Genomic DNA, 16,706 nt, shown 5'->3' with positions numbered 1-16,706 from the left:
GGGCGCCCCACCGCCGTTGTACCGCTTGCCGGTTACTGGCCGCCGCCCGTAGGCAGGTAGCCGGTCTGGACCAGCTGCGCACCGCGCTTGCGCGTGATGAACATGGCACGTCCCGGCGTCAGCGACTGACCCTTGATGTTGCCCATCAGCGGGCCCTCGCCCGGGTCGGCGGACAGGATCAGACCCTGCGCGCCGAGCTCCTTGGTGCGCTGCATCACCGGCTCGAACGACGACCGGCCGGCCCCCGAGGAGCTGCGCGCGATGATCAGGCGCAGACCCACGTCACGGGCGAACGGCAGGTATTCGACCAGCGGCATCAGCGGGTTGCCGCTGCTGGTCGCCACCAGGTCGTAGTCGTCGACGATCACGAACGCGTCCGGCAGGTCGTACCAACTGCGGTTGCGCAGCTGCTCCGGGGTGACGTCCGGTCCGGGCATCCGGCGGCCCAGCGAGCCGGCCAGTCCGCTGATGACCTCCTGGAGCTGCGGGCCCGACGCGCAGTACTTGTACACATGGCTGTCGGGCAGCTCGCCGAGCATGGCACGGCGGTAGTCGCCGACCACCAGGAGCGCCTTGTCCGTCGCGTACCGCTCGGAGATCTGCTTCGCGATGAAGCGCAGCAGCGAGGACTTGCCGGACTCGCTCTCTCCGTAGATGACCACCAGCGGGTCGTTCTCGAAGTCGATGAACGCCGGCGACAGCGTCGTCTCGTCGACACCGATCGCGATGCCGTGCTCCGGGTAGTCGCCGCCCCGGGGCAGATCGCGGGCGTGCAGCATCGTCGGCAGCATCCGCACCTTGGGGGCGGGCTCGCCCTGCCAGTGCTCGTTGACGGTCTGCACCAGGTTGGCGACGCCGTCGCTGATGGTCTCCGGGTCGCTCATGCCGTCCAGGCGCGGCAGTGCCGCCAGGAAGTCGAGCTTCTCCGGGGAGAGACCGCGGCCCGGCTTGCCCATCGGGACGTTCTCCGCGCGCTTGCGGTCGAACTCCGACTCCATCGGGTCGCCCAGCCGCAGCTCCACGCGGTTGAGGAGCTGGTCGCGCAGCGCGGGCCGCACCTCGGTGTAGCGGGAGGCCGCGACGATCAGGTGGACACCGAAACCGAGACCCCGGCCGGCGATGTCGAGGATCACCGGGTCGAGCTGTTCGTAGTCGGTCTTGAAGGTGCCCCAGCCGTCGATGATCAGGAAGACGTCGCCCCACTTCTGGTCGGGGAAGGCGCCCGAGGCCCGCCGCTGGCGGTAGGTCCCGATCGAGTCGATGTTGTTGGCGCGGAAGAACTCCTCACGCTCGTTGAGGATGCCGACGACCTCGGCGACCGTACGGCGGACCTTCTCCGCGTCCAGACGCGAGGCGACTCCGCCGACGTGCGCCAGGCCCTCCATGGACAGCATGCCGCCGCCACCGAAGTCCAGGCAGTAGAACTGCACCTCGGATGGGGTGTGGGTGAGCGAGAACGCCGCGATCGTGGAACGGATCAGCGTCGACTTGCCGGACTGCGGACCACCGACGACCAGGCCGTGACCGGCACCGGCGGAGAAGTCCAGGTACATGACGTCGCGCCGCTGCTCGAACGGCTTGTCCACCAGCGCGACCGGCACCACGAGCTTGCCCAGCGCGGTGTACTCCGGCGCGTGCACGCCCCGTTCGGGGGTGACCGCCAGGGCCGGCAGCAGCTGGTTGACCGTGGGCGGCTCCTCCAGCGGCGGCAGCCACACCTGGTGGGCCGGCGGGCCCTGGCCCTGCATCCGCTGGACCATGACGTCCAGGACGGTGTCGGCCAGCGCGTCGTCGATCTCGTTGGGGTCCGGCTCGACCGGGGTCGGGTCCTCGATGATCTGCTCGATGACCGGGGCGGCCGTGAAGGGCACCGGGAGCCGGTTGCCCCGGCCGCCGCCGCTGCCGCCGGGACCGCCGCCGTTCGGCCCGCGGTAGACGCCGGAGACGTACGCGGCCTTGAACTGGACCATCGTCTCGGTGTCGTACTTCAGGATGCCGGAACCCGGCACGTTCGGCAGGTGGTAGGCGTCCGGCACACCGATCGCGGTCCGCGACTCGGCGGCGGAGAACGTCCGCAGACCGAGCCGGTAGGAGAGGAAGGTGTCCAGACCGCGCAGCTTGCCCTCTTCCAGACGCTGCGAGGCGAGCAGCATGTGCACACCCATCGACCGGCCGATACGGCCGATCTGGATGAACATCTCGATGAAGTCGGGCTTGGCGGCGAGCAGCTCGGAGAACTCGTCGATGATCATCACCAGCGACGGCAGCGGGTCCAGCGGGGCGCCGGCCGCACGTGCCTTCTCGTAGTCGGTGATGTTGGCGTAGTTGCCCGCCGAGCGCAGCAGCTCCTGACGGCGCTGGAGCTCACCGGTGATCGAGTCGCGCATGCGGTCGATCAGCGTGACGTCCTCACCGAGGTTGGTGATGACCGCCGCGACGTGCGGCATGTCCGCCATGCCCGTGAAGGTGGCGCCACCCTTGAAGTCGGCGAGGATGAAGTTCAGCGTCTCCGAGGAGTGCGTGACCGCGAGCGCGAGCACCAGGGTGCGCAGCACCTCGGACTTACCGGAACCGGTCGCACCGACACACAGGCCGTGCGGGCCCATGCCCTGCTGCGAGGCTTCCTTGATGTCCAGCATGACCGGCTGCCCGTCGCGGTCGACACCGATCGGCACCCGCAGACGCTCGGAGAGCGTCCGGGGACGCCAGGTGCGCGACACGTCCAGCGTGCCGGCGTCGCCGATGTTGAGCAGGTCGGTGAAGTCCAGCGCGGACAGCAGCGGTTCCTCGCCGTCCGCGCCCGAACCGGCCCGCAGCGGGGCCAGCTGGCGGGCCAGCGCCTCCGCCTCGGGGATCGACAGGGTGTCGCAGACGCCGTTGTAGACCGCGCCGTTCGCCGACTCCAGCACCAGCTTGCCCGGCCACACCTGGACGGCCAGACCGCCGCGGATCTCGTCCAGGTCGCCCGGCACGATCTCCAGGATGGTGACGCCCTGCAGGCCCTCGGCCCCGGCGATCACCGAGTCCATCGGGACCTCGCCGCCGTCCAGCACGATGACGACGTGCGGGGTGTCGGTCACCGGCGTGCCCTGCGGATTGAACCGCCCGCGCCCGTCCAGCTCGTCCGCCAGCAGCTCCTCGATCTCACCGAGGTCGCCGACGACCAGCCGGCGGGTGCCGGCGCCGTCGGTGCTCTTGTCCTGGACCTGCGGCAGCCACTTCGTCCACTCCCACTCGGCCTGCGCACCCGGCGCGGCGACCACCGCCACCACCAGGTCCTCGGGCGAGTGCAGGGTGCACAGCTGGGCGACGATGGCGCGCGAGGCGCCGTAGACGGTGTCCGGGTCGCCGGAGACCGTCAGGTGGTAGAAGGCGCGCAGCGACACCGCCAGCGGGAGGTTCTCCAGATGACCGTGCTTGTCGAGGAACTCCTTCATCGCGTGCGCGGTCAGCGGCTCCAGCTCGTCGACCGGAGCGGTCTCCGGCGCCCGCAGCGGCGTGGCCAGCTGCTGGGGCCCCAGCCCCAGGCGCACCTGGGCGAAGTCCGGGTCGCTCGCCCGGCGCTCCCAGACCCGTTTGCCCTCGGCCACGACGGACCACAACTGGCTGGGGTCGGGATGAGTGAACAGCTGCGCGTCCCGTTGCCTGCGCGCGGTACGCCGCACCTCTTTCCGCTTCTGCGCAAGGTACTTGAGGTAATCCTGGCGTTCCTGGACCATCTGTCCGGAAGGTCCCTGCCGGGCCTTGACGATCTGCATGATCGCCATCGCCAGCGTGGAGGCGACCATGAATCCGCCCATGATCTTCATGAACGGCTGGTTCCCCATGAACAGGAAGCCCGCCGAGGACGCCATGCCCATCATGGGCATGAAGGTCATCAGCAGGTTCTCCGGTTCTCCCTCGCGGGGAAGCTCCGGAGGTGCCTCAAGTACCACCTCCTCCGAGGGGACTTCAGGTGGCAGCGACCGGGGCGGGCGCTTGACGATGACAACGCTCACCGAGGCATCAGTCCTTCATGCATCTCGCAGTCTCGGACCGCCCCCGTTGGATTCGACGGTCCCCCGAGCCAAGTCCTTGGCCCGACGCAGGCGTTGATCCTACTGTTAGGCGTCAAGTCAAGGGGTGGGTGGGGCAGGCACCCGAACGGACGGTACGCTGACGCCCCGCGAGCGCGCCACAGCCCCGTACGGACGGCCTTATATATACGGCGCGCGACGCGACAAAACGCCCAACGGATAGGGGGAACCGCCAGGTGAGCACGAGCACTGGCACCGGCTTCTGCCGGGTCACAGTCGCCGCGCCGGACGCACGGATCGACGTGGCACTGCCGGAGGACGTGGCACTCGTCGACATTTATCCGGAGATCCTGCGGCTCTCCGGACAGTCCCAGGCCGAGGGCGCCCCGACCGGATACCACCTCGTACGCCGCGACGGCACGGTCCTCGACGCGGGGCAGTCGCTGGCCCAGCAGCAGATCCTCGACGGCGACCTGCTGCTGCTGAAGCCGTTCGCCGAGTCGCTGCCGCTGCCGGTCTTCGACGACGTCTCGGATGCCATCGCCTCCGCGGTCAAGCAGAACCGCAGCCGCTGGAGCGACGACCTGATGCGCGTCGTCGGCCTCAGCGCCGGCGTGCTGCTGCTGGTGATGATGGCGTTCGCCCTGTGGTTCTCCAACCCCGAAAACCGCGACATGCACCGGCTCCCCGGCATCATCGCCGGCGTGGTGGGCGTCGTCCTGGTGGCCCTGTCCGGCGTCCGCGCCCGGGTCTACGACGACCACGCCTCCTCGATCGCGCTGGGTCTGGCCTCGCTGCCGCACCTGCTCATCGCCGGCTCCGGCATCTTCCCCGTCGACCCCGGCTCCGGCCCCGGCCGGCTGCACCTGCTCGTCGGCTGTGTGACGGTGCTGATCGCGTCGGTGCTCCTGGTGGTGCTGCTGCCGCGCGGTGACGCCCCGTTCGTCGCGGCCGCCTTCCTCTCCGCCATCGGCACCCTCGCGGTGTTCGCCGCGATCCTCACCGACGCCGCCCCCATCGAGGTCGGCGCGGTCACCGCCGTGGTCTCCATCGCCCTGGTCGCCTGGCTGCCCGGCCTCTCCGCCCGGTTCGCCCGCCTGCCGATCGGCTACCGCTCGCCCGACCAGATCGCCAAGGGCGCCCTGGAGTCCGGCTCCTCCTCCGAGACCGAGTCCGTCGACTTCGTCAAGATCGGCAACCAGGCCAAGCGCGGCCACGAGCTCCTGCTCGGCCTGGTCGCCGGCTGCTCCGCCCTGGTCGTCGGCTCCGCCGGTATCGTCCTGGGCTTCTCCGACAACGTCTGGGCCCAGGTGCTGGCCATGGCCGCCGGCATCACGATCATGCTGCGCGCCCGGCTCTTCGACTACACCGCCCAGGTCGCCTGCCTGACCATCGCCGGCATCCTCACCATCGTGCTGCTCATCCTGGGCATCGCGCTGCACCCGCCGCTGGACATCTTCATGACCCTGGAGCGCTTCCAGGACTCCGGCCCGCTGAACGTCCGCACCATCTGGTTCTCCAGCAGCATCGCGGTGGGCGCCGCCGTCCTCGTCGGCGTCGGCCTGGTCGTCCCGAAGAAGGGCGTCACCCCCTTCTGGGGCCGGATCTTCGACATCTTCGACGGCGTGGTCCTGCTCTCCCTGGTGCCGCTGTGCCTGGCGGTGCTCGACGTGTACAGCACGGTGCGCGGCCTCACCAGCAGCTAGACCGGCGAGCCCGCACCGCGGCGCCCGCGCGACGGCCCCCCGACCACCCGGTCGGGGGGCCGTTTTCAACTGGTACGCTGGGCGACGGTCCATCCGAGTCATCCAAGATTCCCTGTGACGTAGACCAGGGGCGCTCACGGACCGCAATCCCAAGGAGTACGCGTGTCGCTCGACGCCGCCACGAAGAAGCAGATCATGGCCGAGTTCGCCACCAAGGAGGGTGACACCGGCTCCCCCGAGGTCCAGGTCGCGCTGCTCTCCCGCCGCATCTCGGACCTGACCGAGCACCTCAAGACCCACAAGCACGACCACCACTCCCGCCGTGGTCTGCTGCTGCTCGTCGGCCAGCGCCGCCGCCTGCTGCAGTACCTGGCGAAGAAGGACATCACGCGCTTCCGCCAGCTGGTGGAGCGCCTGGGCATCCGCCGCGGTGCGGCGGGCGCCAAGTAAGACGCCGTGAAGGGAGCGGTTCCCACCGGGGGGCCGCTCCCTTTGCCGTACGCACCTGACAGCCGTACCGCCGCGCGGTGGACGGAAGCTTTGTAGTCTGGTGCCATATCGCAAAAGCGAACGCGGTAGGAGCGCCTCCTGGCCGCCGGTCCTCGGTAGTGGCCCCCGGACGGCGCATGGTCACCCCATGCGGCACCACCCCGGGTGCTTCGATCGAAGACCGGCCCGCAACCGGCGCTCCACCGAAGACGGTCCCCTGCCACACGGGCAGCGGACGCAGACGAGGAGATATTCCTGGTGGAGAACGAGACCCACTACGCCGAAGCCGTGATCGACAACGGCTCCTTCGGCACCCGCACCATCCGCTTCGAGACGGGCCGCCTGGCCAAGCAGGCCGCCGGCTCCGCCGTGGCGTACCTGGACGACGACACCATGGTGCTGTCGGCCACCACCGCTTCCAAGCAGCCGAAGGACCAGCTGGACTTCTTCCCGCTGACCGTCGACGTCGAGGAGCGGATGTACGCGGCCGGGAAGATCCCCGGCTCCTTCTTCCGCCGTGAGGGCCGCCCGAGCGAGGACGCGATCCTCACCTGCCGCCTCATCGACCGGCCGCTGCGCCCGTCCTTCAAGAAGGGCCTGCGCAACGAGATCCAGATCGTCGAGACGGTCATGGCGCTCAACCCCGACCACCTCTACGACGTGGTCGCCATCAACGCCGCCTCCTGCTCCACGCAGCTGGCCGGCCTGCCCTTCTCCGGCCCGATCGGCGGCACCCGCGTCGCCCTGATCAACGGCCAGTGGGTGGCCTTCCCCACCCACACCGAGCTGGAGGACGCGGTCTTCGACATGGTCGTGGCCGGCCGGGTGCTGCCCGACGGCGACGTCGCGATCATGATGGTCGAGGCCGAGGCCACCGAGAAGACCATCCAGATGGTCAAGGACGGCGCCGAGGCCCCCACCGAGGAGGTCGTCGCCGCCGGCCTGGAGGCCGCCAAGCCCTTCATCAAGGTCCTGTGCAAGGCGCAGGCCGACCTCGCCGCCAAGGCCGCCAAGCCCGAGGGCGAGTTCCCGATCTTCCTCGACTACCAGGACGACGTCCTGGAGGCGCTGACCAAGGCCGTCAAGGGCGAGCTGGCGCGGGCGCTGACCATCGCCGGCAAGCAGGAGCGCGAGACCGAGCTCGACCGCGTCAAGGCGCTCGCCGCCGAGAAGCTCCTGCCGGAGTTCGAGGGCCGCGAGAAGGAGATCTCCGCCGCGTACCGCTCCCTGACCAAGACCCTGGTCCGCGAGCGCGTCATCAAGGAGAAGAAGCGCATCGACGGCCGCGGCGTCACGGACATCCGTACGCTCGCCGCCGAGGTCGAGGCGATCCCGCGGGTGCACGGTTCCGCGCTGTTCGAGCGTGGCGAGACCCAGATCCTGGGCGTCACCACCCTCAACATGCTCCGCATGGAGCAGCAGCTGGACACCCTCTCCCCGGTGACCCGCAAGCGCTACATGCACAACTACAACTTCCCGCCGTTCTCCACCGGCGAGACCGGCCGCGTCGGCTCCCCGAAGCGCCGCGAGATCGGCCACGGCGCCCTCGCCGAGCGCGCCCTCGTTCCGGTGCTGCCCACCCGCGAGGAGTTCCCCTACGCGATCCGCCAGGTCTCCGAGGCGCTGGGCTCCAACGGCTCGACGTCCATGGGCTCGGTCTGCGCCTCCACGATGTCGCTGATGAACGCCGGTGTGCCGCTCAAGGCCCCGGTCGCCGGCATCGCGATGGGCCTGATCTCCCAGGAGATCGACGGCGAGACGCACTACGTCACCCTCACCGACATCCTCGGTGCGGAGGACGCCTTCGGCGACATGGACTTCAAGGTCGCCGGCACCAAGCAGTTCGTCACCGCGCTCCAGCTCGACACCAAGCTCGACGGCATCCCCGCCTCGGTCCTGGCCGCCGCGCTGAAGCAGGCCCGCGACGCCCGCCTGCACATCCTCGACGTGATGAACGAGGCCATCGACGTCCCGGACGAGATGTCCCCGAACGCGCCGCGGATCATCACCGTCAAGATCCCGGTGGACAAGATCGGCGAGGTCATCGGCCCCAAGGGCAAGATGATCAACCAGATCCAGGAGGACACCGGCGCCGACATCACGATCGAGGACGACGGCACCATCTACATCGGTGCCGCCGACGGCCCGGCCGCCGAGGCCGCCCGCGCCACGATCAACGGCATCGCCAACCCGACCATGCCGGAGGTCGGCGAGCGCTACCTGGGCACGGTCGTCAAGACCACCACCTTCGGCGCGTTCGTCTCCCTGCTCCCGGGCAAGGACGGCCTGCTGCACATCTCGCAGATCCGCAAGCTGGCCGGCGGCAAGCGCGTGGAGAACGTCGAGGACGTGCTCGGCGTGGGCGCCAAGGTCCAGGTCGAGATCGCCGAGATCGACCAGCGCGGCAAGCTCTCCCTGATCCCCGTGATCGAGGACGAGGACGGCGACGCCGACGACAAGAAGGACGACGCCGCCAAGTGACGTCCCGTACGCACCGGACGACGGCCCGCACCTCCACGGAGGGGCGGGCCGTCGCCCGTACCCAAACGCTCCTGAAGGGCGCCGCCGGCGCCGGCACGGTCCGCCGCACCACCCTCCCCGGCGGGCTGCGCGTGGTCACCGAGACGCTGCCCACCGTCCGCTCCGTCACCTTCGGCATCTGGGCGCACGTCGGCTCCCGCGACGAGACCCCGGCCCTGAACGGCGCCACCCACTACCTCGAGCACCTGCTCTTCAAGGGCACCCGGCAGCGCTCCGCCCTGGACATCTCCGCCGCGATCGACGCGGTCGGCGGCGAGATGAACGCCTTCACGGCGAAGGAGTACACCTGCTACTACGCGCGGGTGCTCGACACCGACCTGCCGCTCGCCATCGACGTGGTCTGCGACATGCTCACCGGCTCGCTGATCGACACCGAGGACGTGGACGCCGAACGCGGCGTCATCCTCGAAGAGATCGCCATGACCGAGGACGACCCTGGCGACTGCGTGCACGACCTGTTCGCGCACACCATGCTCGGCGACACCCCGCTGGGCCGCCCCGTCCTGGGCACCGTCGACACCGTCAACGCGCTCTCCGCCGACCGCATCCGCCGCTTCTACAAGAAGCACTACGACCCCACCCACCTGGTCGTCACCGCCGCCGGCAACGTCGACCACGCCAAGGTCGTCCGCCTGGTCCGCCGCGCCTTCGAGCGGGCCGGCGCGCTCCGCCGCCAGGACGCCACCCCGGTCGCCCCGCGCTCCGGCAACCGCACCCTGCGCACCGCCGGCCGGGTCGACCTGCTCAACCGCAAGACGGAGCAGGCCCACGTCGTCCTCGGCATGCCCGGTATGTCCCGTACCGACGACCGGCGTTGGGCGATGGGCGTGCTGAACACCGCCCTGGGCGGCGGGATGAGCTCCCGCCTCTTCCAGGAGGTCCGCGAGAAGCGCGGGCTGGCGTACAGCGTGTACTCCTTCACCTCGGGCTTCGCCGACTGCGGCCTGTTCGGCGTCTACGCCGGCTGCCGTCCCAACCAGGTGCACGACGTCCTGAAGATCTGCCGCGACGAACTCGACACGGTGGCGTCCGAGGGCCTCACCGACGACGAGATCCGCCGCGCGATCGGCCAGCTGCGCGGCTCCACGGTCCTCGGCCTGGAGGACAGCGGCGCCCTGATGCACCGGCTCGGCAAGAGCGAACTGTGCTGGGGCGAGCACATGTCGGTGGACGAGATGCTGGCCCGGATATCGGCGGTGACCCCGGACGAGGTCCGCGAGGTGGCCCGTGATGTCCTGGGCGCACGCCCCTCGCTGTCCGTCATCGGCCCCCTGAAGGACCGGCAGGCGGCCCGCCTGGACGACGCCGTCGCCTAGGCGGCGGTACCGGCGGGCCGTCCCACCACGAAGAGAGAGCGGAAAACGATGAGCAAGCTGCGCGTGGCCGTCCTGGGAGCCAAGGGGCGCATCGGCTCCGAGGCCGTCCGGGCCGTCGAGGCCGCCGACGACATGGAGCTGGTCGCGGCCCTCGGCCGCGGCGACAAGCTGGAGACGCTGGTCGAGACCGGCGCCCAGGTCGCCGTCGAACTCACCACCCCCGACGCGGTGATGGACAACCTCGGCTTCTGTCTGCGGCACGGCATCCACGGTGTGGTCGGCACGACCGGCTGGACCGACGAACGCCTCGCGCAGCTGCGCACCTGGCTCGACGCCGCCCCCGGCGCGGGTGTGCTGATCGCCCCGAACTTCTCCATCGGGGCGGTGCTCACCATGCGGTTCGCGCAGGCGGCGGCCCGCTTCTTCGAGTCCACGGAGATCGTCGAGCTGCACCACCCCAACAAGGCGGATGCCCCCTCCGGCACCGCCGCCCGCACCGCCCGGCTGATCGCCGAGGCCCGCGCACAGGCCGGCTGCCCGCCGCAGCCGGACGCCACCACGACCGCGCTGGACGGCGCCCGCGGCGCGGACGTCGACGGCGTCCCGGTCCACTCGGTCCGGCTGCGCGGTCTCCTGGCCCACCAGGAGGTGCTGCTCGGCGGGGAGGGCGAGACCCTCACCATCCGCCACGACTCCCTCCACCACAGCAGCTTCATGCCGGGCATCCTGCTCGGCGTGCGGCGCGTGGTGGACACTCCGGGCCTGACGGTGGGCCTGGAGAACTTCCTCGATCTGGGCTGATCGGGGATCACGACCATGGGTGGAAAGATCACCTACGTCTTCCTGTCCACCGTGCTGGTGCTGGTCTTCGGCGTGGTGGCGATGGAGGGCGTACTGCTCCTGATGACCGGCGAGCCGGCCGCGATGGGCATGGGCGCCGTGGCCTTCGTCCTGCCGTGCCTGGGCGGCTGGTTCCTGTGGGCCAACACCCGCTTCGCGCGCGACGCGAACCGGCTGGCCCGCGAGCTGGCGGCGGAGGGGGGCCTGCCGCGCGACGACCTCGCGCGTACCCCCGGCGGCCGGATCGACCGGGACGCGGCCGACGAGGTCTTCGCCCGGCGCCAGGCCGAGACGGAGGAGGCGCCCGGCGACTGGCGCACCTGGTTCCGGCTCGCCGTCGCCTACCGGGACGCCCGCGACACCCCCCGGGCCCGCAAGGCCATGCAACGCGCCATCACCCTGCACGCCGGCACCCCGGCGCCAACGAGCCCCGGTGCCGCCGACATCGCGGCTCCAACGACACCCGGTGCCGACATCCTGGCCCTCGCCCCGCACAGCCCGGGCACTCGCGCGGATGACCGAGGGCCCCGCGCGGAATAGCGCCCCACCCCACCCCGTTGTGGCCCGTAGGGGGCGCCCCCGTCCCCTACGGGAAGCCCCCTACGGCATCCGTTCCCCCGCCCCCTGGGGCCGGTGCTCCGCCGCCCATGCCTCCAGCACATCGGCGGCTCGCTCGAACGTCTCCGGGCGCCCCAGGAAGTCCGCGTTGCGGTCCGTCAGCAGGATCCGCAGCGGCTCACCCTGCGCCCGCTCGACGCGCAGTGCCTGGCCCTGCACCGTCCGCGGCAGCCCCAGCCAGCGCACCGGCTGCTGCACCGTGCGGACCGCGCCGACCGCGGACCACGGCAGGGTCGTGGTGCGCAGCAGGTTCACCTGCCGCAGCCCCCGGGCGCTCACCCGGATCCCCACCCGCACCAGCCGCAGCGCCAGCGCGATCACCAGCACCCCCACCGCCGCGCAGACCGCGGCCCCGGCCGGCGATCCGGCCAGCGCGATGATCAGCGCGGAGAGCAGGACGAACGAGGCGAGCAGCAGAAACACCGCCGCCGCCCCCACCCGCCACGGTCCGGGGCGGTAGGGACGGCGCCATTGGTCGGAGCTGTCGTACGACGGGAAGTCGGGGTCCGTGCGGCCGTCGGCGTCGAGGGCACGGTCGGCCGTCAGGAAGGGCAGGGGCACGGCTGGGTCCTCACTCGCGGCTGGCCGGCACGGCGCGGAACGCCATGCCGGCGGAAGCTGTGAGCGGTGAGGCTATCGGGACCGGCGGGGCGGAACCACCCGGGTGGGACACCCGTGGCCCGCTCCGCCGCCGGCTCAGCGGTGCGCGGCCTCGGACTGGTGCACCCCGGTCGACGCGGAGGTGTCCTGCTGGAGGGCCGGCAGGCCGAAGAGCAGGGCGCCCGTCAGGCCGCCCACCACGGTGAGCGTGATCAGGGACTGGCCGAAGAGCTGCGCACGCGAGGCACGCTGGCGCGGCGGGGGAGTGACATTGCTGCGGAACCGGTCTGCCTCGGCAACGAAGGCGAACGGGACGGGCTCTCGCCGGCGGAACATGAGGGGGCTCTCCTAGGAACCTCGAAGTGGGCACTGTCACAGACAAAGACGTCAGAGGCGTCCGTTTGGTGCCCGTTTTCCGTTACTTCTGTGAAAAATATCAACCGCGGTTCGCCGACCCGTGAGCGGGGCCGTCTTTCGTCCACTTTGTCGCGATTCTGCCGCTAACGCCGCATCAGTCGCCCTTTCCGGCGCTGTCAGTGGTGGGCCGTAGGCTGGACGCGCACGAGGATCGAACGGAAGGAACCGCCGGTGTCCCACACCCCCGACAGCGCCGAGAGCGCACCCGTCAGCTTCCGCAGCGAGGTGACGGTCGAGCTGGTCAAGCACAGCGCAGCGGACAGCGACGTGCTGTGGGCGGCCCGGGTCTCGACGGCCGGCGAGCAGTCCCTGGAGGAGCTGCAGAAGGATCCGGAGCGCTCCAAGGGCCTGATCAACTACCTGATGCGGGACCGCCACGGCAGCCCCTTCGAGCACAACTCCATGACGTTCTTCATCAGCGCCCCGATCTTCGTCTTCCGCGAGTTCATGCGGCACCGCGTCGGCTGGTCGTACAACGAGGAGTCCGGCCGCTACCGCCGGCTGGAGCCGGTCTTCTACGTCCCCGGCGAGTCCCGCAAGCTCGTCCAGCAGGGCCGCCCCGGCAAGTACGAGTTCGTCGAGGGCACCCCCGCGCAGCACGAGCTCACCGGCCGCGTCATGGAGGACACCTACCGCCAGGCGTACGCCGCCTATGAGGAGATGCTCGCCGCCGGCGTGGCCCGCGAGGTCGCCCGCGCCGTGCTCCCCGTCGGTCTCTACTCCTCGATGTACGCCACCTGCAACGCCCGCTCCCTGATGCACTTCCTCGGCCTGCGCACGCAGCACGAGCAGGCGAAGGTCCCCTCCTTCCCGCAGCGCGAGATCGAGATGGTCGGCGAGCAGATGGAGGCGCACTGGGCCAAGCTCATGCCCCTCACCTATGCCGCGTTCAATGCGAACGGCCGTATCGCTCCGTAGCGCCCCGGCTGCGCACGGCCCGGCGTGCCCCACAGGGCGCTGCGGCCCTCGACCGCCGCAATACCCGTCCGAAGTGTCCGAATTGCGGCACTTTGAGTAGTTCAACTACGCTGAACAAACGGACCCGGCACTGCTTGAACCCCCGAGCAGGCAGTGCCGGAGTCCACCTCCCTGCTCCCCAGAGGCACACCCTGTTGCGCCCTACGAGTAGCGTGGGACCCATGGCTCCGACTTCCACACCGCAGACCCCCTTCGGGCGGGTGCTGACCGCCATGGTCACGCCGTTCACGGCGGATGGCGCTCTCGACCTCGACGGCGCGCAGCGGCTCGCCGCACACCTGGTGGACGCCGGCAACGACGGCCTCGTCGTCAACGGCACCACCGGAGAGTCCCCGACCACCAGTGATGCCGAGAAAGCCCAGCTGGTCCGCGCCGTGGTCGAAGCCGTCGGCGACCGAGCCTTCGTCGTCGCCGGAGCCGGCACCAACGACACCCGGCACAGCCTCGAGCTGGCCCGCGCCGCGCAGAACGCCGGCGCCCACGGCCTGCTCGCGGTGACGCCCTACTACAGCAAGCCCCCGCAGGAGGGCCTGCTGCGGCACTTCACCGCCATCGCGGACGCCACCGACCTGCCCGTGATGCTCTACGACATCCCCGGCCGCAGCGGCGTCCCGATCAACACCGAGACCATGGTCCGGCTCGCCGAACACCCGCGGATCGTCGCCAACAAGGACGCCAAGGGCGACCTCGGCCGCGCCAGCTGGGCCATCGCCCGCTCCGGCCTCGCCTGGTACAGCGGCGACGACATGCTGAACCTCCCGCTGCTCTCGGTCGGCGCGGTCGGCTTCGTCTCGGTCGTGGGCCACGTCGTCACCCCGGAGCTGCGCGCTCTCCTCGACGCCCACCTCACCGGCGACGTCACCAAGGCCGCGGAGATCCACCAGAAGCTGCTCCCCGTCTTCACCGGCATGTTCCGCACCCAGGGCGTGATCACCACCAAGGCCGCCCTCGGCCTCCAGGGCCTGCCGGCCGGCCCGCTGCGGCTGCCCCTGGTGGAGCTCTCGCCCGACGAGACCGAGCAGCTCAAGCGCGATCTCGCCGCCGGCGGGGTACAGCTTTAGAACACAGACTTCATAACTGCATACGGAACAACAACCGCCCCACAGCAAGTGCACGAATGTCATGCGCGCCACGTGCCCCGAAGGCAGCGTGGCGCGCATGGTGAGGAGAGTCTTTTGAGTCATCCGCACCCTGAGCTCGGCGCCCCGCCGAAGCTTCCCGAGGGTGGCCTGCGCGTCACCCCGCTCGGCGGCCTGGGCGAGATCGGCCGCAACATGACGGTCTTCGAATACGGCGGCCGGCTGCTGATCGTCGATTGCGGAGTGCTTTTCCCCGAGGAGGAGCAGCCCGGAATCGACCTGATCCTGCCGGACTTCACGTCCATCAGGGACCGCCTCGACGACATCGACGGCATCGTGCTCACGCACGGTCACGAGGACCACATCGGTGGCGTCCCCTACCTCCTCCGGGAGAAGCCGGACATCCCGCTGATCGGCTCCAAGCTGACCCTGGCCCTCATCGAGGCCAAGCTCCAGGAGCACCGGATCCGCCCCTACACGCTGGAGGTCGCCGAGGGCGACCGCGAGCGCCTGGGCCCCTTCGAGTGCCAGTTCATCGCCGTCAACCACTCCATCCCCGACGCCCTCGCGGTCGCCATCCGCACCCCCGCGGGCATGGCCGTCCACACCGGCGACTTCAAGATGGACCAGCTCCCGCTGGACCGCCGGCTGACCGACCTCCCGGCCTTCGCCAAGCTCGGCGAGGAGGGCATCGACCTCCTCCTCACCGACTCCACGAACGCCGAGGTCCCGGGCTTCGTCCCGCCGGAGCGCGACATCTCCAACGTGCTGCGCCAGGTGTTCGCGAACGCCGGCAAGCGGATCATCGTCGCCAGCTTCGCCAGCCACGTCCACCGCATCCAGCAGATCCTCGACGCGGCCCACGAGTACGGCCGCCGGGTCGCCTTCGTCGGCCGCTCGATGGTCCGCAACATGGGCATCGCCCGTGAACTGGGCTATCTGAACGTCCCCGCCGGCCTGGTCGTCGACGTCAAGACCCTCGACGACCTCCCGGACGACGAGGTCGTGCTGGTCTGCACGGGCTCCCAGGGCGAGCCGATGGCCGCCCTCTCACGGATGGCCAACCGCGACCACCAGATCCGCATCGTCCAGGGCGACACCGTGATCCTGGCCTCGTCGCTCATCCCCGGCAACGAGAACGCGGTCTACCGCGTGATCAACGGCCTCAGCCGCTGGGGGGCCAACGTGGTCCACAAGGGCAACGCCAAGGTCCACGTCTCGGGCCACGCCTCGGCCGGCGAGCTGCTGTACTTCTACAACATCTGCAAGCCGAGAAACCTCATGCCGGTCCACGGCGAATGGCGCCACCTCCGTGCCAACGCCGAGCTCGGCGCGCTGACGGGCGTCCCCAAGGACCGCATCGTCATCGCCGAGGACGGAGTGGTCGTCGACCTCGTCGACGGCATCGCCAAGATCAGCGGCAAGGTCCAGGCCGGCTACGTCTACGTCGACGGCCTCTCGGTCGGCGACGTCACCGAGACCCACCTCAAGGACCGCCGCATCCTCGGTGAGGAGGGCATCATCTCGATCTTCGTGGTCGTGGACAGCAGCACCGGCAAGACCGTCGGCGGCCCCAACGTCCACGGCCGCGGTTCTGGCATCGACGACAAGGACTTCGACGCCGTCGTCCCCAAGATCGACGAAGCCCTGGCCAGGGCGGCCCAGGACGGCATCGCCGAGCCCCACCAGCTCCAGCAGCTGATTCGCCGCGCGGTCGGCAAGTGGGTCTCCGACAACTACCGCCGCCGCCCGATGATCCTGCCCGTGGTCGTCGAGGTCTGACGGACCGTCCTTACGAAGGTCCTCAAGTAGGAGCGGGGCGCCCGGATTTGCATCGGGGCGCCCCGCTCCAGTACGTTTACGGCTCCGCCAGAACGGGAAGCACCGCGCGCTGCGCGCACGGACCGCTCCCCGCAGACCGCGGAATTCCGACCCAGAGCAATCTGATAAAGTCGGAACAGCCGAAAGGCAAACCCCTCCGACAGAAAATCGGAACCGAATTTCGAAGCTGGCAGCTGCTCATCGAGAAGCGGCCGGAAACGAAAAAGGATCTGATAGAGTCGGAACCGCGAGAAAGCCGAAAGGCCGGATCGCACCGGCGAAAAT

Annotated in this window: 11 protein-coding genes and 1 pseudogene; 9 read left to right on the top strand and 3 right to left on the bottom strand. The window is 70.1% G+C overall.

All coding sequences use genetic code 11. From position 1 onward, the window contains the following. Positions 1 to 32 precede the first annotated feature (32 nt). Entirely contained in the window at positions 33 to 3,998 is a 3,966-nt protein-coding gene (gene eccCa, locus ACRAS8_RS09905) for a type VII secretion protein EccCa (protein ID WP_438485570.1), read from the bottom strand. A 254-nt stretch (positions 3,999 to 4,252) separates the two neighbouring features. On the opposite strand from eccCa, the gene eccD reads away from it, so the two are divergent. The 6 genes and pseudogenes from eccD to ACRAS8_RS09875 form a co-directional block, all read left to right on the top strand. Next, positions 4,253 to 5,722 (top strand): type VII secretion integral membrane protein EccD, encoded by a 1,470-nt coding sequence (gene eccD / locus ACRAS8_RS09900; RefSeq protein ID WP_438485569.1) that lies wholly within the window; start codon positions 4,253 to 4,255, stop codon positions 5,720 to 5,722. 162 nt (positions 5,723 to 5,884) lie between these two features. Continuing rightward, entirely contained in the window at positions 5,885 to 6,172 is a 288-nt protein-coding gene (gene rpsO / locus ACRAS8_RS09895) for a 30S ribosomal protein S15 (RefSeq protein ID WP_030624900.1), read from the top strand. A 297-nt stretch (positions 6,173 to 6,469) separates the two neighbouring features. Then, positions 6,470 to 8,692: a polyribonucleotide nucleotidyltransferase gene (locus tag ACRAS8_RS09890; protein WP_438485568.1), complete on the top strand. Its 2,223-nt coding sequence runs from the start codon at positions 6,470 to 6,472 to the stop codon at positions 8,690 to 8,692. After that, a complete protein-coding gene (locus tag ACRAS8_RS09885) occupies positions 8,689 to 10,068 on the top strand; it encodes a M16 family metallopeptidase (RefSeq protein WP_438485567.1) in 1,380 nt (459 codons plus the stop codon). Before ACRAS8_RS09890 ends, ACRAS8_RS09885 begins: the two co-directional genes overlap by 4 nt. 48 nt (positions 10,069 to 10,116) lie before the next feature. Next, entirely contained in the window at positions 10,117 to 10,869 is a 753-nt protein-coding gene (gene dapB, locus ACRAS8_RS09880; RefSeq protein ID WP_438485566.1) for a 4-hydroxy-tetrahydrodipicolinate reductase, read from the top strand. Between the two features lie 15 nt (positions 10,870 to 10,884). Then, a pseudogene (locus ACRAS8_RS09875) lies at positions 10,885 to 11,337 on the top strand (hypothetical protein); the annotation flags it as partial. 171 nt (positions 11,338 to 11,508) lie between these two features. On the opposite strand, the gene ACRAS8_RS09870 reads toward ACRAS8_RS09875, so the two are convergent. Further along, positions 11,509 to 12,087 (bottom strand): PH domain-containing protein, encoded by a 579-nt coding sequence (locus ACRAS8_RS09870; RefSeq protein ID WP_438485565.1) that lies wholly within the window; start codon positions 12,085 to 12,087, stop codon positions 11,509 to 11,511. A 135-nt stretch (positions 12,088 to 12,222) separates the two neighbouring features. Beyond that, complete coding sequence (locus tag ACRAS8_RS09865; RefSeq protein WP_438485564.1) at positions 12,223 to 12,462, bottom strand: hypothetical protein; 240 nt, start codon at positions 12,460 to 12,462, stop codon at positions 12,223 to 12,225. A gap of 252 nt (positions 12,463 to 12,714) precedes the next feature. Between ACRAS8_RS09865 and thyX the strand changes: the two genes are divergently transcribed. The 3 genes from thyX (at position 12,715) to ACRAS8_RS09850 (ending at position 16,382) form a co-directional block, all read left to right on the top strand. Next, positions 12,715 to 13,461, top strand: a complete 747-nt coding sequence (gene thyX, locus ACRAS8_RS09860; RefSeq protein WP_438485563.1) for an FAD-dependent thymidylate synthase — start codon at positions 12,715 to 12,717, stop codon at positions 13,459 to 13,461. Positions 13,462 to 13,682: 221 nt separating this feature from the next. Then, a complete protein-coding gene (gene dapA, locus ACRAS8_RS09855; RefSeq protein ID WP_438485562.1) occupies positions 13,683 to 14,582 on the top strand; it encodes a 4-hydroxy-tetrahydrodipicolinate synthase in 900 nt (299 codons plus the stop codon). A 114-nt stretch (positions 14,583 to 14,696) separates the two neighbouring features. Then, complete coding sequence (locus ACRAS8_RS09850) at positions 14,697 to 16,382, top strand: ribonuclease J (RefSeq protein WP_438485561.1); 1,686 nt, start codon at positions 14,697 to 14,699, stop codon at positions 16,380 to 16,382. The last annotated feature ends 324 nt before the right edge of the window (positions 16,383 to 16,706 follow it).

This window comes from Streptomyces sp. S186 (genome assembly GCF_051603415.1).
GTDB lineage: Bacteria > Actinomycetota > Actinomycetes > Streptomycetales > Streptomycetaceae > Streptomyces.
This window is presented reverse-complemented; position numbering and strand designations above follow the sequence as displayed.